The sequence below is a fragment of the Clostridium sp. TJA020 genome, from assembly GCF_058310295.1.
On the sequence record NZ_JBZEFC010000001.1, the window covers coordinates 358,539 to 382,209 of the forward strand.

At 24.2% G+C, this 23,671-nt stretch carries 33 protein-coding genes; 1 reads left to right on the forward strand and 32 read right to left on the reverse strand.

What is annotated here, in order from left to right; translation table 11 throughout:
* Window positions 1-10 precede the first annotated feature (10 nt).
* The 25 genes from xseA to dapF all read right to left on the reverse strand — a co-directional run bounded on the left by xseA (window position 11) and on the right by dapF (window position 16,883).
* Entirely contained in the window at window positions 11-1,207 is a 1,197-nt protein-coding gene (gene xseA / locus AC4FQ1_RS01995) for an exodeoxyribonuclease VII large subunit (protein WP_303130422.1), read from the reverse strand.
* Window positions 1,197-2,045, reverse strand: a complete 849-nt coding sequence (locus tag AC4FQ1_RS02000; RefSeq protein WP_491168802.1) for a bifunctional 5,10-methylenetetrahydrofolate dehydrogenase/5,10-methenyltetrahydrofolate cyclohydrolase — start codon at window positions 2,043-2,045, stop codon at window positions 1,197-1,199. The genes xseA and AC4FQ1_RS02000 overlap by 11 nt, the downstream gene beginning before the upstream one ends.
* 9 nt (window positions 2,046-2,054) lie before the next feature.
* Window positions 2,055-2,459 (reverse strand): transcription antitermination factor NusB, encoded by a 405-nt coding sequence (gene nusB, locus AC4FQ1_RS02005; protein ID WP_491168803.1) that lies wholly within the window; start codon window positions 2,457-2,459, stop codon window positions 2,055-2,057.
* Between the two features lie 106 nt (window positions 2,460-2,565).
* Window positions 2,566-2,949 (reverse strand): Asp23/Gls24 family envelope stress response protein, encoded by a 384-nt coding sequence (locus AC4FQ1_RS02010; RefSeq protein WP_024615037.1) that lies wholly within the window; start codon window positions 2,947-2,949, stop codon window positions 2,566-2,568.
* 86 nt (window positions 2,950-3,035) lie between these two features.
* Window positions 3,036-3,545, reverse strand: coding sequence for a SpoIIIAH-like family protein (locus tag AC4FQ1_RS02015; protein ID WP_303130419.1), 510 nt, complete (start codon window positions 3,543-3,545; stop codon window positions 3,036-3,038).
* Between the two features lie 68 nt (window positions 3,546-3,613).
* Window positions 3,614-4,216, reverse strand: a complete 603-nt coding sequence (gene spoIIIAG, locus AC4FQ1_RS02020; RefSeq protein WP_491146948.1) for a stage III sporulation protein AG — start codon at window positions 4,214-4,216, stop codon at window positions 3,614-3,616.
* A gap of 12 nt (window positions 4,217-4,228) precedes the next feature.
* A complete protein-coding gene (gene spoIIIAF, locus AC4FQ1_RS02025) occupies window positions 4,229-4,819 on the reverse strand; it encodes a stage III sporulation protein AF (RefSeq protein WP_491146947.1) in 591 nt (196 codons plus the stop codon).
* Between the two features lie 8 nt (window positions 4,820-4,827).
* The gene (spoIIIAE, locus tag AC4FQ1_RS02030) at window positions 4,828-6,030 is read right to left on the reverse strand and encodes a stage III sporulation protein AE (protein WP_491146946.1); all 1,203 of its coding nucleotides are present in this window, start codon (window positions 6,028-6,030) and stop codon (window positions 4,828-4,830) included.
* Window positions 6,031-6,039: 9 nt separating this feature from the next.
* Window positions 6,040-6,423, reverse strand: a complete 384-nt coding sequence (gene spoIIIAD, locus AC4FQ1_RS02035; protein ID WP_303130413.1) for a stage III sporulation protein AD — start codon at window positions 6,421-6,423, stop codon at window positions 6,040-6,042.
* An 8-nt stretch (window positions 6,424-6,431) separates the two neighbouring features.
* Window positions 6,432-6,629, reverse strand: coding sequence for a stage III sporulation protein AC (spoIIIAC, locus tag AC4FQ1_RS02040; protein WP_491168804.1), 198 nt, complete (start codon window positions 6,627-6,629; stop codon window positions 6,432-6,434).
* Window positions 6,630-6,644: 15 nt separating this feature from the next.
* Complete coding sequence (spoIIIAB, locus tag AC4FQ1_RS02045; RefSeq protein ID WP_491168805.1) at window positions 6,645-7,163, reverse strand: stage III sporulation protein SpoIIIAB; 519 nt, start codon at window positions 7,161-7,163, stop codon at window positions 6,645-6,647.
* Entirely contained in the window at window positions 7,151-8,080 is a 930-nt protein-coding gene (gene spoIIIAA, locus AC4FQ1_RS02050) for a stage III sporulation protein AA (RefSeq protein ID WP_491168806.1), read from the reverse strand. Before spoIIIAA ends, spoIIIAB begins: the two co-directional genes overlap by 13 nt.
* Window positions 8,081-8,204: 124 nt before the next feature.
* Complete coding sequence (locus tag AC4FQ1_RS02055) at window positions 8,205-8,567, reverse strand: CD1247 N-terminal domain-containing protein (protein WP_491146944.1); 363 nt, start codon at window positions 8,565-8,567, stop codon at window positions 8,205-8,207.
* Window positions 8,568-8,631: 64 nt separating this feature from the next.
* Window positions 8,632-9,189 (reverse strand): elongation factor P, encoded by a 558-nt coding sequence (efp, locus tag AC4FQ1_RS02060; protein ID WP_303128974.1) that lies wholly within the window; start codon window positions 9,187-9,189, stop codon window positions 8,632-8,634.
* Between the two features lie 187 nt (window positions 9,190-9,376).
* Entirely contained in the window at window positions 9,377-9,751 is a 375-nt protein-coding gene (locus AC4FQ1_RS02065; protein WP_491168807.1) for a hypothetical protein, read from the reverse strand.
* A 2-nt stretch (window positions 9,752-9,753) separates the two neighbouring features.
* Window positions 9,754-10,146, reverse strand: a complete 393-nt coding sequence (locus AC4FQ1_RS02070) for a hypothetical protein (protein ID WP_303128977.1) — start codon at window positions 10,144-10,146, stop codon at window positions 9,754-9,756.
* A 1-nt stretch (window position 10,147) separates the two neighbouring features.
* The gene (locus AC4FQ1_RS02075) at window positions 10,148-10,699 is read right to left on the reverse strand and encodes a hypothetical protein (RefSeq protein WP_491168808.1); all 552 of its coding nucleotides are present in this window, start codon (window positions 10,697-10,699) and stop codon (window positions 10,148-10,150) included.
* A gap of 5 nt (window positions 10,700-10,704) precedes the next feature.
* Window positions 10,705-11,211: a hypothetical protein gene (locus AC4FQ1_RS02080; protein ID WP_491168809.1), complete on the reverse strand. Its 507-nt coding sequence runs from the start codon at window positions 11,209-11,211 to the stop codon at window positions 10,705-10,707.
* Window positions 11,202-11,696, reverse strand: coding sequence for a hypothetical protein (locus AC4FQ1_RS02085; RefSeq protein WP_303128983.1), 495 nt, complete (start codon window positions 11,694-11,696; stop codon window positions 11,202-11,204). Before AC4FQ1_RS02085 ends, AC4FQ1_RS02080 begins: the two co-directional genes overlap by 10 nt.
* Window positions 11,693-12,127, reverse strand: a complete 435-nt coding sequence (locus AC4FQ1_RS02090; protein ID WP_491168810.1) for a hypothetical protein — start codon at window positions 12,125-12,127, stop codon at window positions 11,693-11,695. The genes AC4FQ1_RS02085 and AC4FQ1_RS02090 overlap by 4 nt, the downstream gene beginning before the upstream one ends.
* The gene (locus tag AC4FQ1_RS02095) at window positions 12,108-12,551 is read right to left on the reverse strand and encodes a prepilin-type N-terminal cleavage/methylation domain-containing protein (RefSeq protein WP_491168811.1); all 444 of its coding nucleotides are present in this window, start codon (window positions 12,549-12,551) and stop codon (window positions 12,108-12,110) included. Before AC4FQ1_RS02095 ends, AC4FQ1_RS02090 begins: the two co-directional genes overlap by 20 nt.
* Entirely contained in the window at window positions 12,548-13,579 is a 1,032-nt protein-coding gene (locus AC4FQ1_RS02100) for a type II secretion system F family protein (protein ID WP_491168812.1), read from the reverse strand. Before AC4FQ1_RS02100 ends, AC4FQ1_RS02095 begins: the two co-directional genes overlap by 4 nt.
* Window positions 13,551-14,933, reverse strand: coding sequence for a GspE/PulE family protein (locus AC4FQ1_RS02105; protein WP_491168813.1), 1,383 nt, complete (start codon window positions 14,931-14,933; stop codon window positions 13,551-13,553). Before AC4FQ1_RS02105 ends, AC4FQ1_RS02100 begins: the two co-directional genes overlap by 29 nt.
* 93 nt (window positions 14,934-15,026) lie before the next feature.
* Window positions 15,027-16,043, reverse strand: coding sequence for a hypothetical protein (locus AC4FQ1_RS02110; RefSeq protein WP_491168814.1), 1,017 nt, complete (start codon window positions 16,041-16,043; stop codon window positions 15,027-15,029).
* A gap of 21 nt (window positions 16,044-16,064) precedes the next feature.
* Window positions 16,065-16,883: a diaminopimelate epimerase gene (dapF, locus tag AC4FQ1_RS02115; protein WP_491168815.1), complete on the reverse strand. Its 819-nt coding sequence runs from the start codon at window positions 16,881-16,883 to the stop codon at window positions 16,065-16,067.
* 94 nt (window positions 16,884-16,977) lie between these two features.
* Here dapF and AC4FQ1_RS02120 point away from each other — a divergent pair, with 94 nt between their 5' ends.
* Window positions 16,978-18,708 (forward strand): Rqc2 family fibronectin-binding protein, encoded by a 1,731-nt coding sequence (locus AC4FQ1_RS02120; RefSeq protein ID WP_491168816.1) that lies wholly within the window; start codon window positions 16,978-16,980, stop codon window positions 18,706-18,708.
* A 42-nt stretch (window positions 18,709-18,750) separates the two neighbouring features.
* Here the strand turns inward: AC4FQ1_RS02120 and AC4FQ1_RS02125 are convergent, their stop codons facing one another.
* The 7 genes from AC4FQ1_RS02125 to AC4FQ1_RS02155 form a co-directional block, all read right to left on the reverse strand.
* Window positions 18,751-19,911 carry a THUMP domain-containing class I SAM-dependent RNA methyltransferase gene (locus tag AC4FQ1_RS02125; RefSeq protein WP_491168817.1) on the reverse strand — a complete coding sequence of 387 codons (1,161 nt, stop codon included), beginning with the start codon at window positions 19,909-19,911 and terminating at the stop codon, window positions 18,751-18,753.
* Window positions 19,912-19,935: 24 nt separating this feature from the next.
* Window positions 19,936-20,478 carry a bifunctional pyr operon transcriptional regulator/uracil phosphoribosyltransferase PyrR gene (gene pyrR / locus AC4FQ1_RS02130; protein ID WP_303128999.1) on the reverse strand — a complete coding sequence of 181 codons (543 nt, stop codon included), beginning with the start codon at window positions 20,476-20,478 and terminating at the stop codon, window positions 19,936-19,938.
* 10 nt (window positions 20,479-20,488) lie between these two features.
* Window positions 20,489-21,406: an RluA family pseudouridine synthase gene (locus AC4FQ1_RS02135; RefSeq protein ID WP_303129000.1), complete on the reverse strand. Its 918-nt coding sequence runs from the start codon at window positions 21,404-21,406 to the stop codon at window positions 20,489-20,491.
* Window positions 21,407-21,515: 109 nt separating this feature from the next.
* Window positions 21,516-22,115, reverse strand: coding sequence for a DivIVA domain-containing protein (locus tag AC4FQ1_RS02140; RefSeq protein ID WP_303129003.1), 600 nt, complete (start codon window positions 22,113-22,115; stop codon window positions 21,516-21,518).
* 16 nt (window positions 22,116-22,131) lie between these two features.
* On the reverse strand, window positions 22,132-22,899 hold the full coding sequence (locus AC4FQ1_RS02145) for a YlmH family RNA-binding protein (RefSeq protein WP_491168818.1): 768 nt from the start codon (window positions 22,897-22,899) through the stop codon (window positions 22,132-22,134).
* Window position 22,900: 1 nt separating this feature from the next.
* Window positions 22,901-23,176: a YggT family protein gene (locus AC4FQ1_RS02150; protein ID WP_491168819.1), complete on the reverse strand. Its 276-nt coding sequence runs from the start codon at window positions 23,174-23,176 to the stop codon at window positions 22,901-22,903.
* 14 nt (window positions 23,177-23,190) lie between these two features.
* Window positions 23,191-23,664: a cell division protein SepF gene (locus tag AC4FQ1_RS02155; protein WP_303129007.1), complete on the reverse strand. Its 474-nt coding sequence runs from the start codon at window positions 23,662-23,664 to the stop codon at window positions 23,191-23,193.
* Window positions 23,665-23,671 lie beyond the last annotated feature (7 nt).

Sequence of the window (23,671 nt, forward strand, 5' to 3'; positions counted from 1 at the left end):
TATTTCTCCTTTATTCAATACTAAATTTACCTTTTAAAGTTCCATCTTTAAATACTATTTCAACTATTTCATTATTTTTTATATCATTTTTACTTTTTAGTATTTTATTTTCATTATTTTTTATAATAGTATATCCTTTATTTAAAATATTAAGAGGATTATTTGCAACTAAAAGTGAAGCTATTTCTTTAAGATTCCCTTTTTCTCCTGAAAGTTTTGTTTTAATTATTGTATTTAGCTTATCACTTATAGAATCTAACTCCATATAATTATTATTTATTTTAATAATTGGTGAATTTAATCTTAATATCTTATCCATTGAATTTAATTTATTTTTTTCTAGCTTTATTATACTATCAATATTTTTATTTAGTAAAGTTTTTAATCCTATAATTTCATTTTTTAACTCTATTTGGTTAATTACTGCAAGTTCTGCACCTTGAGATGGAGTAGCTGCTCTAATATCAGCAACAAAATCTGATATTGTATAATCAACTTCATGACCAACAGCTGATATTATAGGTATTTTAGACTTAAATATAGAATATGCCAATTCCTCTTCATTAAAATTCCAAAGTTCCTCAATTGATCCTCCACCTCTTCCGATAATTATAACATCAACAGATTTATTTTTATTAAAATATTCTATACCTTTTATTACGGTTTTATATGCACCTTCACCTTGAACTTTTGCAGGGTATAAAACTATATCAACTGAAGAATTTCTTCTTTTGGTTACATTTAATATATCGTGTATAGCTGCACCTGTTAAAGCAGTTACAACTCCTATTCTTTTAATATTTTTAGGTAAAGTCTTTTTCTTTTTATCATCAAAAAGACCTTCTCTTAACAGCTTTTCTTTTAATTTCTCAAACTTTATATAAAGATCCCCAAGTCCTGTTTGAGTAATTTCAGTACAATAAAGCTGTAAGCTCCCATTTGCTTCATAAATAGATGCTCTAGCTCTAACAATTACTTCCATTCCATCTTTTAGTTCTATATCCAGACCTAAAGAATCACTTCTAAACATAACACAATTTATTTTACCTTTTTCATCTTTAAGTGAAAAATATATATGTCCACTAGAATGATATTTTAAATTAGAAATCTCTCCTTTTACAGAGAGATTTCTTAATATAAAATCATTGTCTATTACCTTTTTAATGTAGTTATTAACCTCTGAAACACTTAAAACCTTAATTCTCATTTTTCTTAATTGCCTCACAAACATTTTTTATAAGTAAAGTTGTAGTAATTGATCCTATACCTCCTGGTACTTTTGTAATCATAGAAACATTATCTAAAACATCCTCTAAATCTACATCTCCTGTTATTTTACCATTAAAACTTGAAGTTCCAACATCAAGAACTATAGCATCATCTTTTATGTAATCAGCTGTTATAAATTTTGGCTTTCCAATAGCTACAACTAATATATCTGCTCTTTTACATACACTCTTTAAATCTCTTGTTCTTGAATGACATATTGTTACTGTAGCATTTTCATTTAATAGAAGTTGTAAAGCTGGCTTACCAACTATATTACTTCTTCCAACAACAACAACTTCTTTTCCTGATAAATCTATATTGCTTTCTTTAAGAACAGTCATTATAGCATTAGGTGTACATGGTAAAAACTCAGGATTTCCTAAATATAATCTACCAATATTTTCATAAGTCAAACAATCTATATCTTTTGTGCTTAATATTGTATTTACAACTTTTTCTTCATTTATATGTTTTGGAAGTGGTAACTGAATCATTATACCTTGAACACTTTCATCACAGTTAAGTTTATTTATTAGGTCTATTAACTCATCTTCCGTAATATTTTCTTCTAATATTACTTTATCGAATAAAACCCCAAGAGAAGTTGCTATCTTCTCTTGTGAATTCAAATAATATATTGAGCCGCCATCATTGCCAACTAAAATAGATGAAATTTTTGGTACTATTAGACCTTTATTTCTTCTTTCATTTATAAATTGTTTTATATCCTCTTTTAATTTTTCTGATATTTCCTTGCAATTAATAACTTTCCCCAATATAAACACCTACTTATTTTTATATATTTTATCTAATACTCCATTAACAAATGAAACTGATTTTTCATCTGAATATTTTTTTGTTATTTCAAGTGCTTCATTTATAGCAACTTTTTCTGGAACATCACTTACATATTTCATTTCATATATAGCAAGTCTTAAGATTGAAAGATTTACTTTTGATATTCTATCAATCTTCCATTTTTGAAGATTGCTTTTAATTAATTCATCTATTTCTTCTCTGTTTTCTTCAACACCTTTTAGGACTTCTTTTATGTATTCTAAATCTATTTCTTTTATGTTTCCTTCATAGTTATCTACAAATGTTTCAATTGCTTCTCCATGTGATTCCTTAGTTAACATAGTACTAAATATTAATTCCATTGCTTTTTCTCTTGATAATTTTCTGCTCATTTTTTCCTCCTAAAATGCTTTTCTTCTAAATTATAGACTTATTCTAATAGTATTAATCATTATATATTCAAACAAGGAAACACCCTCTGAATATCAGAGGGTGCGATTAAATCTCCTTTGATTCTTTTTCTGAATTCTTTGGTAAGTAGATGTTTTGAACATATACATCTACACTACTTACAACTAAACCAGTCATAGCTTCAACAGTCTTTTTAACATTTTCTTGAACTGAACCTATAACATCTAGAATCTTCACACCATACTCTACAGTAACTGCCATCTCTATCTTAGCTCTATCTTCTTCTAACGTAACTTTAACTGCTTTACCAGATGACTTTTTACCTTTAAGTAATTGTGATATGTTGTTTGTAACGCCATGTTGGAATTCCATAACCCCATCAATCTCTTCTGCAGCAATTCCCGCAATAACTGAAACAACTTCATCAGAAATCTTAACAATTCCAATGCTATCATTATTGAAGTTTTCCATCTAATTCGACCTCCTATGTTTTGTATATATCAAAACTATTTATCTTAGAATTATTATATCAAATATGATATGGCATTACAACGGATTTATTTTTTTACTTCTATTGATATATCATTTACATTAGCAACATCTTGTACTATTTCTTGAATTTCTAAACTCATTTTTTGATCTATGCCTTCAGTTTTTACAAATACTTTTGCTTTATCACCATCAACATAACATATAGCATCTTTTATTCCTTTATTTTTTATGTTCATTTCCACTCTATTTTCAATAGAATTTTGTTTAGTTTTTTCTAATAATTCTTTTTGAGCATTTGCTTTTTGCTCTTTTGTTGTATTTTTATCTTCTACAATAGCTTTTAGATTTTGAATTGTTTCTGCATCTTTTTGTTCTTTTTCACCTCTTGCATCATAGAAAAAGTCTTTTTGTGCTGAAGTTTCTTGCTCTTTTTCTTTTTCTTCTTCATTTGCAATTACTTGACTTAAATCACTTGGATCATTAAATCCACCCTCATTTAGTTTACTTGCTAAAAGTCCTACACATATTATTAAGCCAAGTAGAGTAAAAATAATCCCAAATTGTTTTTTGTTCATTTTTTATTACCTCCCATCCTTTACTTATTGAATTATATGCTAAGTATTTTTAATATATACATTAACTTTTACTTTTTCATCGGATGAACATTAACTTTATCTACTGATAAATCATAAAGAGTTGAAACCATCTTTTGAATCTCATATTTAATTTTGCTATTTTCAGCTCCTTCTGCAGCTACTACTACCCCTATTACTTTAGGCTTTTTTGTTTGAATTACAAATGGTTCATTTCCATCATCATTAGTACTCATTACAACTTTAGAGCCATCATTTTTTTGCTCATTTACCCTCTTTCCACCTTCGCTATCTTCTTCTTCTGTTACTGAAGTTTGAGTATCTTTATCATAAGCTGGTATTTTCACCTCACCACTTTCAAATGTCATCATTACACTAACTGAACCTACACCACTTATATTTTGTAGTATATTTGTAAGCTCTTCTTTTTGACTTGCCTCATATTCATCCTTACTTTCTTTTGTTCTTTCATTATTTATCTCTTTCTCTAATTCACTGCTTAGAGTTTCTTTAGCTTGATTATTTTCATTTTTACTTATTACACTTAAAGCTGTAGTTAAGAAAACTATAATTATTATTATGACAATTAAAACATTTATATGTTTTTTACTTAAAAATTCATCTAAAATTTCCTTAAACTTTTTTTTATTCATAAATAATCCCCTTTACTCCACTTTATATATATTAATTTTATTCTCATCAATTTGAAACTCTTTGGATATAAAATCTACAACTTCCTTAAACTCACTATTTTTATTTTCTTTCTTTTCTTCTTTCTTATTTTCTTTGTTTATTTCAACTTTTTCTACTTTCTTAATTTTTTTTATATTTTTATCTTTAATAGTTACATTAACTAACTTTATTAAAAATTTTTCATCTTTAATATCTATATCGCAATCTATATCACAAGAAAAATCTAAATCTTTAAATTGTTTTTTTAACATAGACTCACAATTTTTCGAAAGATTTTCTTTAAAATTTTTTTCTTGAATTTTTAAAACATTTTGTTCATTATGTTGATTCTTTTTTTCATTCTCACTATATTGCTTCTGAAATTTATCTATTGAATCTTTAAGCTTAGTTTCTCCATCTAATACTATTGATAAAATAGGGCTTAATATAACTGCAGTTAAAATTAATCCTAATACAAATTTCACATATTTTTTCATACTATTATCTGGAGCTATAATTTCAATTGCTGATATAAATATTAATAATGTCACTAAAATAATCACAAAATTTTTTATTAAATCCAATTATCTAATTACCCTCCTACAATAAATTTACTAGCTGTTGCCATTATTCCAAGCAAAATAAAGAACATAAAGCTAACGCTAATTACACAAGACATTAAAAGAATTAAATAATCTCCTACAGCTGCGATAGAGTTAGTTATTCTTTTATCACTTATAGGCTCTACAAGAGCTGCTGATAATTTATATATAAAAGACATTAAAATTAATTTAATTATTGGATATATTAAAACTAATACTATAACTATAAGACCTATTCCAGTAACTGCATTTTTTATTATTAATGAATATCCAGCAACAGAAGTTATTGCATCAGAAAAGGTTTTTCCTACAATAGGAATAAAATTATCTATTGCAAATTTTGCTGTTTTTACCGCAACCGCATCCATAGTATCTGCCGTTATTCCTCTTATTGTAAGTATTGCAATAAATACAGTTATAATTATTCCTTGTAACCATAAAATAACTTGTTTAAATAATTTACATAAATTGTCTATTTTATGTTCATTAGAAATATTATTTGCAAAAGTCATAACAAAACTTATCAAAATTAAAGGTATTATTACTGTTACATATATTTTTGGAATTAAAGTTACAGATGCTAAAATTATAGGATCTAATGTTGCGGCTTGCATAAATCCACCAGCTAGAGCAATCATAGTAACTAATACAGGCAAAAGAGCTGCCATAAAATTTGCAATTTCATTAATGGCTTCTGTTGCCACAGATATTGATACTATAAAACTTTTAGATAATACCATAATTAATATTGAATAACAGGCAAAAAACGCAATTTGTGATATACTCTCATTTTTAAATGCATCTTGCAAACTCTTAATTAAAGAACAAAGTATTGCTATTACTACCACAGAAACAACTAAATTAAGCACCGTTCTAACTTCTTTAAATAATAAGCTAACTACACTTTTCATTAATTTATCAAAACTTATGTTTCCATGACCTTCACTTATATAACTTTTTATATATTCAGCTGGATTTAATTCGTTTATAAGTTCAACATCTGTTTTCATATTATTTATATAGTTATATAAATTATTTAACTCTTCTTTTGTTTCTTTATTCATAGACTCATCAATTAAGTTTTCTTTAGCACTTACTATTATTTCTCTTGAATTAATAAAAGCTACAAACATAGTAGAAAATAATATAGTAATAAATAATGTAATAGTAATTTTTTTATATTTTAAATTCATATATATCACCTAAATTATTTTTAAAATAGAATCTAAAACAGCCATAAGTATCGGTATTGACATAGTTAAAATCATTATCTTTCCAGCAAATTCAACTTTAGATCCAATAGTAGACGCCCCTGCATCTTTACATACTTCAGATGCAAATGATGCTATATAAGCAATTGCAAGTATTTTCATTATTATCCCTAAATAAACAGTGTCTATTCCCGCTTTATAAGATATTTCCCTAAGAAAATTTATTATTTGCTGAAGCTCTCCTAAAATAAATATAAGCATTGTAGCTCCTGCTATTATAGATATTAAAACAGCTATGTCAGACCTACTATTTTTAAATAAAAGTATAATGAATAATGCAACAAGAGCAAATGATACTACTTTCAAAATAATCATATTGTCACCTATAAAATAAATATAGTTTTAACTGACTGAAATAAATCCCCAATCATTGAAACTATCATAAGTAATATAATAACTACCCCTGCTATATTAGTTATAACAGCAATATCATCTTTACCACTACTTTTCAAAACTTTATCTAGTATTATTAACAATATTCCAGCTCCACCAATTTTAAATAATATACTAATGTTTAACATAAACTCCCTCCCCATTTAAATAAAAAATATAAATATCATAGCACCAACACATACTCCTAAGTATCTATATAGCTTTATATTTCTTTCTGCAATAATTTGTGCATCCTTTATATTAATATTTAAATTAGCTTTTGCTAATTCAAACATTTTTTCTTGTCCATATACCCCTAGTTCTCCAAGAGACTTTAAAAAATCTGATATAATTCTAATATCTTCCTTCTTCAAACATAAATCTTCTTTATATTTTTCGTATGATATCTTAAACATATCAAAAATACTATTTTCTTCTGCCTTATAAATTAATCTAGATACATCCTTTACCAATAAACTTAATGGATCTCTGCATATTTCCGAAACTACATTCAATGCTTCTGGAAGAGCTGTACTATTGTACATAATTTCATTTTGTAAAATATTTATAGCCTTAAGTATTTCTTGTAAAATTTTATATCTATTGTTAAATTTTTCTCCATATATATATCCAAAATAAGAAAATATTAAAAATATTATAGATAAAACAATTAATTTAAACATATAATATCTCCCTCTTTCTTTACAGAATATATATTTTCTATAGTTCCTACTCCACGCTTATTGCTTAAAACTATTACCCTTTCTATAATTCCATTTTGGAAAAGATTCTTAAATATATTTCTTGATTTAATATCATATAGATTATTTCCATGAACTGTAATAATAATATTTACCCCTGAATTAAAAGCTGTATTTAAAGCCTTAACATCATCTTCTGTTCCTATTTCATCACATATTAAAACTTCTGGTGATAATGACCTTATTGCCATTATCATCCCCTCTTTTTTTAAACAATTATCTAATATGTCTGTCCTTATACCTAAATTCATTTGCGGAATACCAAGATAAGATCCTCCTATTTCACTCCTTTCATCTATAACAACTACTTTTTTACCTTTCGTATCAAAGCTTCCATTTGAAATAACCCTAGATAAATCCCTTAGTATAGTAGTTTTTCCACATTTTGGTGGAGATATTATTAATGTATTTTTTACCTTATTTTTATCTACTATAAATTTAATTATTTCTCTTGAGCATCCTATAATTTCTCTAGATATTCTAATATTTATTGAAGATATATTTTTTATAGTTTTCACTTTGTTATTTTCCATTACGCACTCACCAGCAATTCCAACTCTATGTCCACCTTTTAATGTTATAAAACCTTGCCTTAACTCTTCTTCATATGCATATATAGAATAATTTGATATACGTTTAATAATAAAATTAAATTCCTCTCTATTTATATTAATATTAGATACTACTTCTTCTTTATTTGTATAAATTATTATTGGATTGTTTATTTTAACTCTAATCTCTTGAATCTTATCTTTTTCATAGTCTTTTAAAAATACAACTACTTTAGGAGGAAAGATATTTAAATCACAATCAAGCATTAACGTTCCCCATCCTTTCATACTAAAAAAGTAAATCATTCTTTATAATTAATATTTTTATATAGCTTTAAATATTACATATTTTATAAAAAAATATGTAAATTAAAAATAAAAAAAAGAGCTTTGTAATCAAAACTCTTTTTATTTACTCTATTATATTTTTATTGCAATATGGACAAGGAATTTTATTGTTATTTTCTAGTGTAGAAACTTCTATAAATACAGGCTTTTTACAATGACTACACTTTATTTCTTTATACTCATCATTAAAGTCTTCTAATTCATCTAATGAAACTTCTTCAAAAAGTTCTTCCTGAATTCCTGATAAATCATCATCCATATATTCTAAAGTTTCCTCAATTGTCTCTTGGTTAACCTTAATTTCTTCAACCTTTTCAGTTAAATTTTCTAATATATTAGATAACTTTAAAAATAAATCTTTATTTTCAATATCAATAGTATTTATTGTAGCATTTAAATCTTTAATTGCTTCTTTTATATTATCCATATAAACACTTCCTTTTATATATTAAAATTGCTAAGTTCTAAGAACTTAGCAATTTATAATACTATTAAACTCTTTCCATGTACTCTCCAGTTCTAGTATCAACTCTAATAGTATCTCCTTCATTAACGAACATAGGAACATTTACAACTGCTCCAGTTTCAAGTGTAGCTGGCTTTAAAGCATTTGTTGCAGTATTTCCTTTTACTCCTGGTTCACTTTCAGTTACTAATAATTCTACGAAGTTTGGTGCTTCAACTGAGAAAGCGTCTCCTTTATAGAATTTTATTATAGCAAACATATTTTCCTTTAAGTATTTTATAGCATCTTCAACCTTTTCATAATTTAAAGGAATTTGATCATATGTTTCTTGATCCATGAAGTAATATAACTCTCCATCTGAGTATAAATATTGCATTTCTTTTCTTTCAATAACAGCTTCTTGGAACTTAGCTGTAGGGTTAAATGTTGTTTCAGTAACTCCTCCTGATATAACATTTCTAAGTTTTGTTCTTACGAAAGCTGCTCCTTTTCCTGGTTTAACGTGTAAAAAGTCTACAACTGTATATACTTGTCCTTCGTGTTCAAAAGTTGTACCTTTTCTTAAATCTCCTGCTGATATCATTAAATATCCCTCCAAAAGTATAAATTCAATCCAAATAATTATATCAATTAGAAGTTAATCATATATAATCATAATTTGGTTTCTTCTGACATACAAATTTATTTTATCAAAACTCCTTATTAATTGCAATTATTTAGAGTATTATTTTAACATTATTTTTATATTTAAAATCCTTCTTTAAATATTATTATAATTTTCGTTTAAATTTATACTCTTCAAGATTTAATTTTACATTAAAATTGTCATTATCATATTTAACTTCATAATCTTTTATAATATAACCTTTTATTTCTTTCATTGCCTTAATAATAACGTCCTTATTTCCTTCTATAGTTACAAGAGCTTTTATATTTTTATTTCCTTCTATATTATTTACAATTAGTCCTTGTATGTTGCTTAAATCATTAAATACATTATCAATAGTTTTTATATCTCCATTAAATACATTTATTGCATTATCATAATAACTTTTTTCATCTATTTTAGATGATGATACAAAAAACATTCCCTGAATCAAAATCATTATTATAAGTGATATATATTTAAAATAAATCTTTTTCATAATCATTTTCCTAAAACCTTTAAATAATAACCTTCCTCTCCTTTATTTTCTATACTTTCTATTGTTTTTTCTTTGCTTATATAATCTATATATTTTTTATCCATTATAAGCATACTTCCCTCATTATTTTTAATCTCACCACTGCGTGAGGTTTTATATAATATATTCATCCAATCTTTTAATTCATCTATATTAACTCCAATATCAGCTACTATATTTTCATTTATTTTTGATTTTATTTCCTTATTATTTATCAAAACTTTTATATTACTAATTGTACTTGGTAATAATATTAAATTAATAATTAAAGTTATTTTAATCATTATATTTAATCTTGTTTTAGTTTCTTTCATCCTTTTATCTATAAACTTTTTAGGTATAAATTCATTGCTCATATCATACCTCCTCTAAAATAAAGCTTTTTTTATTAAAAGGAAAACTTATTTTTCCAACTAGAATATTATCTAACGAATCTTTTAAATTAAAATTACTGTATATTTTATTATTTATTAAATACCCATTTACCACCTTAACAAAATACCAATTTTCATAAACTTTTATTACAGCCTTAAATGTATTTAATTTCTTCATTTTAATTATTAAATTTATTATTTGAAATTGGATTGGTATAACTTTAAGTTTTCTTATATTATTTAATACTTGTGATATTTTATTTCCACCTTTAACAGCATATATATACGTTTTATTTAGTTTTTTATCAACTTTAAAATCTAATAAATAATCATCTTCATTAAACTCACCCTTTATATCATTATCTATAATATTACTAATTTTCTTTTTATTAATTTCTAAGTATTCTTTTATATAAATTTCTTCATCTAATATAAAAATCTTAGCATTTAATTTATTATGTAAATTTAGTGAATTTTGTTGTCCTTTATAAACATATCCAAATTTATTTATCTCTAATATTTCTTTATTTATCATAAACTCTATACCTTTCTTTTAGGAAACAATCTTAAAATTTTATTTTCTTCATTTTGTAAATCAGCTTTTAATTTTTCATCCTTTTTTAAATTATTCTGACTTTCTTTTTCTATGTAAACTTTTTCTTTATCTTCTATACTATAAAGACAATATAAAGTTTTTTCTTCTTTTTTAATACCATAAGCTATTTTAAATATTTTTTTACTTTTTAAATAATGTAATTTAATATAATTTTCATTTGGTATAACATAAGAATTTTCTATATCATTTATATTTTCATTATTCATATTGTTAATAACTTTATTACTATTACTTTCTAGCCAAGCATTGCATATATTTAAAACTTCAACCTGACTATCTTTTAAATCTAAAAAACTAGAATAAATTTCATAATTTTTTATATATTTAATATTCATGTTTGATATTTTAGCTCCTAAAATTAATATAGTTGTTATAAAAAATATTAATATTATAGAGTTTATAAGTACATACCCCTGTTTTTTTACATACATATTAAGTACTCCTTATCATCAATTCCGAGTTCAACATATATAAGTTTATCTTTTTTATAAACAATAAATTTTGTTACATCATCTAAAATTATATTTGTTGTTAACTCTTTTTTTACTCCACCTATTTCTCTATAATACTTAATTTGTAATGTTTTGCTAACTAAATATATCTTTTTATATTTAACTAATAAATTTTTATCTATTGCATTTTTATCATTTATTTCTTCTAACTTATGTTCTTCCTTTGAAATTTCAATTTCATCACTATTTTTTGAAATTTTATAATTTGTATTATCTACTTCTGAAAATATTTTCTTTATATTTAATATTGCCCTATCAATTTCATTTTCTTTTTTTATTAAAGTATTTCTTTCACTTGAATACTTATATGTATTCAATGTTAACTTAATCAAACATAAAATTATAATTGATGATATAAATATATATGATAAACATTCTATTAATGTAAAGCCTTGCTTTTTCATTTTAATTCCATCCAATACTCTTTTAATATTTCAGTTTCTAAAAATTTTTCATCATTTAAAGTTAAACTTATACTCATTTTAATCTCTTTATCATTTTTGAAAATTTTACTTATTTTTACAAAACTTTTAGAATTAAATTTAGAAAATAAATTTATTATATTTTCATCTTTTAATTTATTTGCATCATTTAAATTAATAAAAATATTTTCTTCAAACTTATTAAATATTCTATCTAATTCATTTATACTAATATTAAACTTAAGCTCACTTATAATATTATTTAAAATAATATTATTTTTTCTTGATTCTTCCCTAATAACAAATGCCTTCAAATCTAATTTATTCATTTTTACAACTACTCCACATAATATAGTTATTATAAATATAGAAACTATACATTCAAGCAATATACTACCACTTTTCTTTTTCAATATTTATATAGTCAACTCCTACTCTTATTTTTAATAAATATTTTTCCTTATCTTTATAATTCTTCATTACAGTTGTTTGAGATGAAATTTGTCCATTAGTACTTATTTGAATAATAGATCCATTTTCAACACTTATATAATCTGGTATTTTAAAAGATTCTATTACGATACCTTCTTGAGTTAAATTAACTTTACTATTTGCTTTACTAAAGTTAATTTGAAAATTTTTATTCTCTTTTATTGCCTTAGCCTTACTATAAGTTAATATACCTTCAATAGATGTAAGAAAATTTTCTGTTTCTAAATTTCTAATAGCCTTGGTATAGTAATTTATAATACTATTTGAAGATCCTATTATAATAGTTGTAATTATAATTACTGCCATAAGCTCAATAAGTGTATACCCCTTCTTTTTCTTTATCAAATTATTCCTCCATAAACACTTTGAAAAATTGGTAATATAAATATTCCAATAAATGCTAATATTAAAATAGACATAATAACAATAATTATCGGCTGAAACATAGCTGTTATTTTTTTAAGTTTATCATTATTTTTCTTATAAAGTCTTGAATATAAATTATCTAAGTTATTATCTAAAGAACCACTTTCTTCACCTAACCTTATCATAGCTAGACTATATTCAGATAAATTTATAGTTTTCTTTAAAGATTCTGAAAGTTCTAATCCACTTAATATATTTTTATTAATATCTTTATAAATTTCTTTATTTAATATATCGTCTTCACAATATTTAAGCCCCAATGATATATTTACCCCACTTAAAACAATTATCTTAATAACTAAAATAACCTCAAGCTCTCTAAATTCTTTAAAAATTTTATTCTTTTTAAATATTAAATTTATTATTTTATTAAAGTTATTTTTAAATAATATGCAAGGAATTAAAATTACCCATATAAACAAAGATAATATAAATATAATTGGAGATTCGTTTATTTTATAGGAAAAATCAATTAGTACTTGTGCTATATAAGGAATAGAATTTCCTATAGATTTATATATATCCTCCAATTGAGGAATCATAAATTTCATTACAAAAATTAATATAAATATCATAGAACTTAATAAAAACATTGGATATATCAAGAAATTTATTATATCTTTAAGTAATTCATCTTTTCTTTTATAATATATACTTAATTCATTAAGAACTTCTTGAAGTCTTCCAGTCTTTTCTCCAATTGAAATCATTCCAACAAAAAACTTAGGATATAAATTATTATTTTTCATAAATCCTTCACTTAAAGATTCTCCTTGCATTATTGAGTTAACTAATACTTTTATACTATTTTTATAATCATTTCTTAATGGAAATTCATTTAATAAACTAATCGCTTTACTTATTTGCAATCCATCTTTATATAAATTAGATAAGTTTTCACATATAATACTTAAATTCTTATATGAATATTTTTTGTTGAAATTCATATTTTACTAATTCCTCTCCATTTATAAATCTTTTATATTGCTTATAGCTTATTTCTCCTTTATACAATAATTCTTTACATCTGCTATACATTTGTTCATTTGACAATATTTCTAAATCTTCATTTATATTTTTAAGCTTACTTCTTATATTTTCATCTATAAAATGTACTGCACATATTAGTCTTCTTCCACTTATACCAGTATAATTACATCTTTTACATCCAACTTCTTTATAAAAATAGTAAATCTTATCATTTATGATTTCTTCTTTTTTAGTTTTACATTTTTCACACAAGCAACCAATTAATCTTTGAGATATAGCCCCAACCATTGAATCGCGTATTAAATAATCCTTTACATTCATATCTTCAAATCTAAAAAATACATCTCTACTTGATTTTGTATGAATTGTAGAATAAACTTTATGTCCAGTAATTGCAGCTCTTATTGCTATATTAGCTGTTTCTTCATCTCTAATTTCTCCTACCATTATCACATCTGGATCTTGCCTTAATATGCTCCTTAGACCATTTGCAAAATTTAAATTTATTTTATTATTCACATTTATTTGATTAATTCCACTAAGATTACATTCCACCGGATCTTCAATGGTAGTTATATTTATATCATTATCTTTAATTTTTGAAATTATTGAATATAAAGTTGTAGATTTACCACTTCCTGTCGGACCATTTATTATGACTATTCCATTGTTAGCTTTTATAATTTTCTCTAAATTTTTAGACTGTTCTTTTGATAAATTAAGTAATTCCATATTATAATCAGATTTTTCTTTATAAAGTATTCTTATAACCATTTTTTCTCCAAATACTAATGGTATTATAGATATTCTGCAATCAAAATAAATTTCATTATACTTAACAACAATTTTTCCATCTTGAGGTTTTCTCTTTTCTGCAATATCCATATTTCCATTTAACTTTACTCTAGATAATATTTGATTATAATCACATATTCTTATTTTACTAACTAATATTAAGATTCCATCTATTCTTATTCTAACATTTACGAAATCTTCAAAAGGCTCAAAATGTATATCACTGCCTTTTTTAGATATAGTATATTTTATAAAAATTTCCTCTAAAGATTTGCTTAAGTCCGGCTTAACCATATAAAATAAATCATAAAAATCATCCTTACTTAAATAAATAAATTCTACTTTTTTACTAAATATAAATTCTATAAACTCTTTTGAATTATTATTTTTTTCATAAGTTGCAACCTTTATATAATCCTTTTCAATATATAAAGGTAATATTTTGTATTCAATCATCTTATCTTTATCTATTTTGTATACACAATTTAAATCTATATTTAAAATTAAATTTTTCATATCTCCTCCTTAATATTATTTATTTAATTATTTTCCAAATATTTCATATAATATTCAAAGCAAAATAAAAAAGCCTTAATAAAAATTAAGACTTTAATTTATATTTATAAAGTTATAGTTTCCTTCTTTATTACTTATTAAAGAAACACTGTTATCCTTATAAGAAAATACTTCTTCTTTACCTTCTGAAGAATTACTTCCAATAAATAATATTCCACTATTTGAAATCTGAATTCCTTTTTTCATATTTATACTTGATGGAAAAGAAAATACTAATTTTTTAACATTTTTATCTTTTAACTTATATAATGATTTTGTATCATCAAAAGCTTCGCCTAATATATAGTATGAATTATCTTGTTTTTCTAAATCATTTATAGATTTAAAACTATTTGATATATTATTTATATTCTTATTTTCAGCATTTATTTCTAATAAGATTTTTTCATTATTAGCTTTTTGTTGAAACACAAATACACTATTAAGATCTCCCTTTAGAAAATCTACATATCCTCCAGACTTTAGATTGTATAAAAGTTCTTCTTTATTCTCTTTTAAATCGTAAGTAAATATTCCATTTATTTTATCTTCTGAAATTCCATAATAGACAAGTTTATCATTTTTTATAAAATCATATAAATTGCCAGAAATAGCAACCTTAGATTTTATATTTATTTCTTTATCATCTTCTAAAGAAATTACTTTTAAATTATATCCGTTATCATAACTCATATAAGAAACATATCTTCCATCATAAGATATTTTTATAAAGTTATAATTACTATCCTTTATTGGAATTTCTTTACCCTTATAATAAATATAATGTTTTCCATCTTTAACAAAAATATAAGTTCCACTTTCTTTGTTAAAATTTATAATAACCCTATCATTACTTATCCCATGATATTTATCTTCTTGTAAATCAAAAACTTTATACTTTCCATTACTTTCTAATAACACAGAACCTTTTTCTAAGTTTATAGGTTGCAAATTTAAATTTGAGTTTTCTATATTTGATTTACTATTACACGAAATAAATGTCAAAGATAAACTTAAAATAATTAGTATATACATAGGTACTTTGATTGATACCTTTTTTAATAAATGCATTAAACTCCCTCTTATCTATATTTATAATGTTTCACCTTTACATATATACTCAGCATTCCCCGTCATATAAACACCATTATCTAAAACTTCTATAATTAATTCTCCACCTGGTAGCTTTGCTAATACTTTATTATTAGTTAATCCAAATTTATTAGTTACAACAGCAGATGCACATGTTCCAGTACCACAAGCTAAAGTTCTTCCTGCGCCTCTCTCCCATGTATCTACTTTAATTGTATCACTATCAATTACTTTAACAAAATTAACATTTGTTCCTTCTTTAAAATAACTAAACTTCTCTATATACTTTCCTTCTAAAACATTATAATTATTGTTTTTATCAATTACTATAGTATGTGGTACACCCATTAATAATGTTGTTAACTCATATATCTTATTATTTATATTTACCTCTTCTTTTATTAATTCTTTTTTATTATTTAATGGAATTAATTCGCCTTTAAATGATGGCTTACCCATATAAACTCTAGCTCCAATTATAATATTATCTTCACTTATAAGTTCAATTTTTTTTTTTCCATCATCTGTTTCCACAATAAACTTTTTATCTTTAACATATCCTTTATCATAAATATATCTTCCAAAACATCTTATTGCATTTCCACACATATTTGCTCTAGATCCATCACTGTTTATAATAGTCATTTTCATATTTAAATTATTTAATTTTCTAACTACAACTAATCCATCTGCACCTATTCCAAAATGTCTATCACATAGCTTTTTAGCTATTGAAACTTCTTTTTCTAATAATTTGTTATCTAAATCTTCAATAAATATAAAATCATTCCCAATACCTTGCATCTTTGTAAACTTCATTTCTATTCCTCCTGTAACTAATATATATAATTGATTATTATCTTTATTTGGTGTTATACTATCCTTAAATTAAAGAAAAGAAAGGACGATAAACGTGGCATTAGACGGTATATTTTTAAACAGCTTAATCGATAATTTAAGAATTTCTATTATAAATTCTAAAATAGATAAAATAAATCAACCTGAAAAAGATGAAATTATTTTAACATTAAGAAAAGATAGAAAAAATATTAAACTATTAATCTCAGCATCTTCACAATTTGCTAGATTACATATTACCAATACTCAAAAAAATAACCCTCTTAAAGCTCCATTATATTTAATGGTTCTTAGAAAGTATTTACTTGGAGGTACTATAACAAACATAACTCAAAAAGATAATGATAGAATAATAACTCTTCATATTTCTTCTAGAGATGAGTTAGGTTTTGATAGCAAGTACCAATTAATTATTGAAATAATGGGAAGACATTCAAATATAACTTTAGTTCGTGAGCGTGACTTTAAAGTTATGGAATCAATAAAACATATTACTCCTGATATAAATAGTTTTAGAGTTTTATATCCAGGTGTTACTTATATCTATCCACCAAAATCTCAAAAATTAAATCCATTTAATTTTTCTAAGGAAGACTTTGAAAATATTATAAATGCTAACTCTTATGAAGTTAACGAAAATCTATTCTTTAATATATTTACCGGGATTAGTAAAACCTTTTCCAAGGAAATATTTTTAAATATTACTATTGATTATTATAACCCAATAACTTCAGAAAGGTTATACAAATTTGTTACAAATTTATTTAATAATTTAAAAAATAATATTAATTTTAATATATATATAAATGAAAATGGATTATTTAAAGATTTTTATTCAGTAGATTTATTAAATGTTTATAAAAACTTAAGAAAAATAAATTATAAAGATCCATCAAAAATGTTAGATGATTTTTATTTTAAAAAAGATAAGCAAGAAAGACTTCATAGCAGATCTCAAAACTTACAAAAATTAATTAATACAAATATAGAACGTTGCAATAAAAAAGAAAAAATACTTAATTTAACATTAAAAGATTGTTTAATAAAAGATGCTTTTAAAATTAAAGGTGATTTATTAACTTCTTCTATATACAGCTTTAAAAAAGGTGATAAATTTGTTGAAGTACAAAACTTTTATGATGAAAATTTACCTATCGAAAAAATTAAATTAAATCCAAATAAAACTCCATCTGAAAATATACAAATATATTATAAAAAATATAATAAATTAAAAAAAGCTGAAGAAGAAGCTAAAGTGCAACTTGAAAAAAATAAAACTGAATTAAATTATTTAAATTCAGTTCTTACTAATATTATAAATGCTGATTCTTATGATGAAATTGAAGAAATTAAAAATGAACTTATGGAAACAGGATACTTAAAATTCAAAAAATCAAACAAGAAAAAAATTATTAAGTCAAAGCCTCTACATTTTATATCTTCTGATAATATCGATATATATGTAGGTAAAAATAATTTACAAAATGATTATCTAAGCCTTAAATTTGCAAATAAAAATTTTATGTGGTTACATACTAAAGATATTCCTGGATCTCATGTAATAGTTTGCTCTAATGAAGTTCCTGATAATACATTAGAAGAAGCTGCTGTCATTGCTGCTTTTTATAGTAAAGCAAAAACATCATCAAAAGTTCCTGTAGATTACACTTTGGTAAAAAATTTAAAGAAACCAAACGGTGCTAAGCCTGGGATGGTTATTTATCATACTAACTATACTATGTATGTAGAACCTAAAGATTTTGAAACACTTAATTTAAATAAATAATAAAAAGGTCTAGAAACTTATTAAAGTTTCTAGACCTTTTTATTATATTAAACATTGCATCAAAGTATCACCTTGATTTTTTATTAAGCTATTATCAAAATATTGGTAATAATAACATTTTAATTTACCATTATAAAGTTTTCTATTTTTAGTTGATTTTCTATTGAATGACTTTTCAAAATTTTCATATGATGTAAGGATATTAAATTCCCATTCTGAATACTCCTTTTTATATTCTCCAAATATTCTATAAAGCTCTTTTACTTCTCTTTCATCACTTAATCTTTCCCCATATGGAGGATTAGATATTATGAAACCATATTTATGTTTATTTGAAAATACTCTAAAGTCTCTCTCTTGAAACTCTATATATTCATCCACACCAGCTTTTTTTGCATTTTCTTTTGCAACTTTTAAAACTCTATAATTTATATCATAACCTATAAGCTTTAAAGGCTTATTTTTTATAGCTTTTCTCGCACCATTTCTTACTTGATCATATATATTAGGTGGCATTGTTGGCCATTTTTCTGATACAAACTCTCTATTTAATCCTGGAGCAATATTTTGCATAATCATACAAGCTTCTATAAGTATTGTTCCTGAGCCACAAAATGGATCAATCAATATATACTCCTCTTTCCATCTTGATAATAAAACCATTGCTGATGCTAATGTTTCTTTAAGAGGTGCTGCTCCTGCATGTTCTCTATATCCTCTCTTATGAAGTCCAGCTCCTGATGTATCTATTGTAAGAGTTACTTTATCTTTTAATATAGCAACTTCTATTTTATATACTGGACCATCTTCACTAAATTGACTTATTCCGTAAGCTTCGCTCATTTGAGTTACTATTGCCTTCTTTACTATAGATTGACAATCCGGAACGCTATAAAGAGTTGATTTTATAGATTTTCCAACTACATGCATAACTCCATCTTTAGGAATTATTTTGCTCCAATTTACTTTTTTTGTACCTTGAAATAGCTCTTCAAAACTTCTTGCTTCAAATTCTGCCATTTTTATTAAAACTCTATCTGCCGTTCTTAAATGTATATTTGCTATTGCTATATCCATTTCATCTCCTTGGAAATGAACTTTACCATTTTTTGTCTTTAACCCTTCATATCCTAAAGCCTTAAGTTCTTTTGCAGTTACTCCTTCTATTCCAAAGGTTGTAGTTGCAATTAAATTGTATTCCATTAAATTCGCTCCTTTAAGTTTAAATTAAACTTCTTTTTGATATATTTTTACTGAATCTTCTCCATCAATTTCTTGTATTTTAACTCCAACAACTTCTTCTTTTGATGTTGGTATATTCTTTCCAACAAAGTCTGCTCTTATAGGTAATTCTTTATGTCCCCTATCTATAAGAACTGCTAATTCAATTACTTTAGGTCTTTCCACATCTATTATTGCATCCATAGCTGCTCTTGCTGTTCTACAAGTGTATAATACGTCATCAACTATTATTACTCTCTTATCTTTTATATCAACACCTAAATCAATACTCTTTAACTCTGGACTTTCATTATCTTTGCTTAAATCATCTCTATATAAAGTTATGTCAACTGAACCAACAGGTAATTCTATTCCTTCAATATCTTTTATGAAGTTAGATATTCTTTTAGCTAAAGGATATCCTCTTCTTTTTATACCTATTAAAACTAAATCATCTACGCCTTTATTTTTTTCAATTATCTCATGTGAAATTCTTATTAAACTTCTCTTTATAGCCTTATCATCTAATAAGTTTGCTTTTAATTTCATTTTTATCCTCCTATACATTATCTTTTCTTAAATTATTTAATAACACTTTATAATTTTCTGGAAGCTCTGATGAAAACTCCATATATTCTGAAGTTGAAGGATGAATAAATCCTAATGTTTTAGCATGTAACATTTGCCCTTCAGTTTTAAATTTACCTTTTTTAAAACCATATGTAGGATCTCCAACAAGTGGGTATCCAATAGATGCCATATGAACTCTAATTTGATGAGTTCTTCCAGTTTCTAAAACACACTTTACTAATGTAGAATTTCTAAATCTTTCTATAACTTCATAATGTGTCACTGCCCTTTTACCATCTTCACATATTGCTATTTTTAATCTATCTCTCTTAGATCTAGCTAAAGGCTTATCTATTGTTCCTTCATTTTGCTTCATTCTACCTTCAACCAATGCATAGTATTCTCTTTTCATAGAATGTTCTTTTAATTGTTCTGATAATTTATTATGAGCATCATCATTTTTTGCAATTACAAGTATACCAGTAGTATCTTTATCTATTCTATGAACTATACCTGGCCTTATAATTCCATTAATACTTGATAAATCTTTGCAATGATATAATAATGCATTAACTAGGGTTCCTGTATAATTCCCTGGAGCTGGATGGACAACCATTCCTTTTGGTTTATTTACTACTATTACATCTTTATCTTCATAAATTATATCTAATGGGATGTTTTCTGATTCAACAGCTAATTCTTTTGGTTCCTCAACAATTACCTTTATTTTATCATTTTCTTTTAATTTATAATTACTTTTTATTTTTTTATCATTTACCAATACTTTTTCACGTTCTATTAATCCTTGAATAAAACTTCTTGATTTTCCTTCTAATTTTGTTAAAAGAAATTTATCAATTCTAATGTTCTTTTCTTCATTTGTTATGCTATATATTAATTCATCCATTTTAAAATTCTCCTAAAACTTTATTACTTAACAATTATAATATATAGTATACTTTTACTCAACTATATCAATATATAAAAAAGTCGGCATTACAAAGTAATGCCGGTTTTTATTCTTCTTTATTTGCAAAAAAACTTTTTATCTCATCTAATTCACTTGATGAAACCCCTTCAACTACATTATCAACTATTTCCTCGTTATAATTAACATCTTTAATATCTAAATCTTCTATTGTATTTGTAATTGAGTAATTTTTATTTATATCTTTCTCTAAATCATCAAAAGTTTCTAATTGTGTATTCATAAAATTTCTAAACTTAGCTCTAAACTTAATAAATTCCTGTTTTACTCTATCAAATTCATCATTTATTTGAATAACATCATTGTGTGCTTTATCTACTATTCTTTGTGCTGTTTCATTTGCATTCTTAACAATAAGTTCGGCCTCTTTTTGTGCACTTTCTTTTGCTTGATCTGCAGCATTTTGAGCTAAAACTAAAGTGTTTTGAATAGTTGATTCAATTTTAGCATAATGTTCTATTTGTTCTTCTAAAATTTCTAACTTTTCTTTAAGCTTTGAATTTTCTTTATATAGTTCTTCATAATTATCAACAACTTCATCTAAAAATTCATCTACTTCATCTGGAATATATCCTCTAAGACCCCTCTTAAATTCCTTATTATTTATATCCATTGGAGTTAATTTCATTATTTTCACACCTCTACTATGTATATTTTTTTATATCTATTTTACATTTTCCACTCTTTGTATATCCAGTACATTCCCCAAGTATGTACTTTCCATATTTTCTTATAGTTATTCTATCTTCCCTTTTTACCTCAAAACTTTTATCTCTTACTGTAGAATAATTTACAAGTACTAAACCCTCATCAATCATACTTTGAGCTATATTTCTTGATTTATTTATAAGCTTTGCAACTACAGAATCTATTCTCATAGATGAAATATTTATTGTAATATTTTCAAAATTATAAGTTACTTCATTTGTAGTTTTGTCAACTTCTTCTACATTACATTTTGCTTTTCCTATTTGAATTAAATTAGATATTATATAATCTTTTATATCTTCATGAACTACAACATAACAGGTATTATCTTTAACTATTAAATCACCAATCTTATTTCTTTCTAATCCTAATGATAGTATACTACCTAAATATTGATTATGAAATACTTTATTAAATTTCGTGTTTACTGTTATCTTAAGAAGAACTATTGGAAAAGGTAAATAAAAGTTATTATTAAAACATATCATACGTCTTTCGGAATCTTCAAAAACTCCTTCACTTTCAACCTTTAATCCATTTATCTTTTCTTCATCACAAAAAAATTTCCATATGTTTGGAGTATAAAATTCACTTCCAAACATAGGAATATCTCTATTATATGAAATTATCATTTTTTCATATAAATTTATTGCTTTATTTTTATCTTCACCTATAAATTTTTTAATTATAGTTTCTTTATTCATACTAAAAAACGCTTAACAATATTGATAAAATTATTGGTCTTATTAAATCTAATATAATAATTGCGAATATAGGTGATAAATCAATTGGTAAATTTCCTAAAAATTTATATTGTATAATTCGAAATGGCTTCAAAATAGGATCTGTAAAACTTGTTATAATACCCATTATTCCATTATTTCTATCTCTTATAACCCAAGATAATATACATTCTAAAATAATGGCTAATTCTATTATACGAAAAAGGGAGTTAATAAAATTAACTAAAAAGCTTTGCATATAATATCCTCCTATTATTTAGACCAATTAAATAAAGCTTTTGAAGTTAACTCACTTTTTAACTCACTAGTTACCTCAACATTTGAAGGTGATAGTAAATATACTCTTTTTTCTATTTCTTGTATATCTCCATGTAATGCATAACAAGAACCACCAATAAAATCTAACAATCTTTGAGCTGTTCTTATATCAAGATTAGTTGTATTAACTACTACTATTCTTCTATTTCTTATAGCATCACATATTTCCATAGCTTCTTCATATGCAGTAGGTTTTGTTATTAAAACTTTAGCTGATGCTGAAGTATGAATATTTACAACCTTGTTTGATCTCTTTCCTGATACTGCAGGTGCTGAAATATTCTCATCTGTTTCAGTAACATCCTCATCTATTTCTTCGATTTCATCTGCAAATCCATCATCATCAAAATCTTCATCAAAATCTCCAAAACCTAAAATATTTTTCATCTTTGATATCATATTTGCCATAAAAATT

Bases quoted from the DNA above. Each gene is read 5' to 3' on its own strand.
- AC4FQ1_RS02105 (WP_491168813.1), bottom strand. From the start codon at position 14,933: ATGAAAAATTTAATTTTAAATATAGATTTAAATTGTGTATACAAAATA.
- dapF (WP_491168815.1), bottom strand. From the start codon at position 16,883: ATGAAGTTTACAAAGATGCAAGGTATTGGGAATGATTTTATATTTATT.
- AC4FQ1_RS02070 (WP_303128977.1), bottom strand. From the start codon at position 10,146: ATGAGCAATGAATTTATACCTAAAAAGTTTATAGATAAAAGGATGAAA.
- pyrR (WP_303128999.1), bottom strand. From the start codon at position 20,478: ATGAAATTAAAAGCAAACTTATTAGATGATAAGGCTATAAAGAGAAGT.
- AC4FQ1_RS02010 (WP_024615037.1), bottom strand. From the start codon at position 2,949: ATGGAAAACTTCAATAATGATAGCATTGGAATTGTTAAGATTTCTGAT.
- AC4FQ1_RS02085 (WP_303128983.1), bottom strand. From the start codon at position 11,696: ATGAAAAAGCAAGGCTTTACATTAATAGAATGTTTATCATATATATTT.
- AC4FQ1_RS02080 (WP_491168809.1), bottom strand. From the start codon at position 11,211: ATGTATGTAAAAAAACAGGGGTATGTACTTATAAACTCTATAATATTA.
- AC4FQ1_RS02065 (WP_491168807.1), bottom strand. From the start codon at position 9,751: ATGAAAAAGATTTATTTTAAATATATATCACTTATAATAATGATTTTG.
- AC4FQ1_RS02110 (WP_491168814.1), bottom strand. From the start codon at position 16,043: ATGCATTTATTAAAAAAGGTATCAATCAAAGTACCTATGTATATACTA.
- AC4FQ1_RS02140 (WP_303129003.1), bottom strand. From the start codon at position 22,115: ATGAAATTAACTCCAATGGATATAAATAATAAGGAATTTAAGAGGGGT.
- AC4FQ1_RS02150 (WP_491168819.1), bottom strand. From the start codon at position 23,176: ATGCAAAGCTTTTTAGTTAATTTTATTAACTCCCTTTTTCGTATAATA.
- nusB (WP_491168803.1), bottom strand. From the start codon at position 2,459: ATGAGCAGAAAATTATCAAGAGAAAAAGCAATGGAATTAATATTTAGT.
- spoIIIAA (WP_491168806.1), bottom strand. From the start codon at position 8,080: ATGAAAGGATGGGGAACGTTAATGCTTGATTGTGATTTAAATATCTTT.
- spoIIIAB (WP_491168805.1), bottom strand. From the start codon at position 7,163: ATGTTTAAATTAATTGTTTTATCTATAATATTTTTAATATTTTCTTAT.
- efp (WP_303128974.1), bottom strand. From the start codon at position 9,189: ATGATATCAGCAGGAGATTTAAGAAAAGGTACAACTTTTGAACACGAA.
- AC4FQ1_RS02135 (WP_303129000.1), bottom strand. From the start codon at position 21,406: ATGGATGAATTAATATATAGCATAACAAATGAAGAAAAGAACATTAGA.
- spoIIIAC (WP_491168804.1), bottom strand. From the start codon at position 6,629: ATGTTAAACATTAGTATATTATTTAAAATTGGTGGAGCTGGAATATTG.
- AC4FQ1_RS02155 (WP_303129007.1), bottom strand. From the start codon at position 23,664: ATGGCAAATATGATATCAAAGATGAAAAATATTTTAGGTTTTGGAGAT.
- AC4FQ1_RS02145 (WP_491168818.1), bottom strand. From the start codon at position 22,899: ATGAATAAAGAAACTATAATTAAAAAATTTATAGGTGAAGATAAAAAT.
- spoIIIAE (WP_491146946.1), bottom strand. From the start codon at position 6,030: ATGAATTTAAAATATAAAAAAATTACTATTACATTATTTATTACTATA.
- AC4FQ1_RS02075 (WP_491168808.1), bottom strand. From the start codon at position 10,699: ATGATAAATAAAGAAATATTAGAGATAAATAAATTTGGATATGTTTAT.
- spoIIIAD (WP_303130413.1), bottom strand. From the start codon at position 6,423: ATGATTATTTTGAAAGTAGTATCATTTGCTCTTGTTGCATTATTCATT.
- spoIIIAG (WP_491146948.1), bottom strand. From the start codon at position 4,216: ATGAATAAAAAAAAGTTTAAGGAAATTTTAGATGAATTTTTAAGTAAA.
- AC4FQ1_RS02015 (WP_303130419.1), bottom strand. From the start codon at position 3,545: ATGAACAAAAAACAATTTGGGATTATTTTTACTCTACTTGGCTTAATA.
- xseA (WP_303130422.1), bottom strand. From the start codon at position 1,207: ATGAGAATTAAGGTTTTAAGTGTTTCAGAGGTTAATAACTACATTAAA.
- AC4FQ1_RS02055 (WP_491146944.1), bottom strand. From the start codon at position 8,567: ATGGATAATATAAAAGAAGCAATTAAAGATTTAAATGCTACAATAAAT.
- AC4FQ1_RS02100 (WP_491168812.1), bottom strand. From the start codon at position 13,579: ATGAATTTCAACAAAAAATATTCATATAAGAATTTAAGTATTATATGT.
- AC4FQ1_RS02125 (WP_491168817.1), bottom strand. From the start codon at position 19,911: ATGGAATACAATTTAATTGCAACTACAACCTTTGGAATAGAAGGAGTA.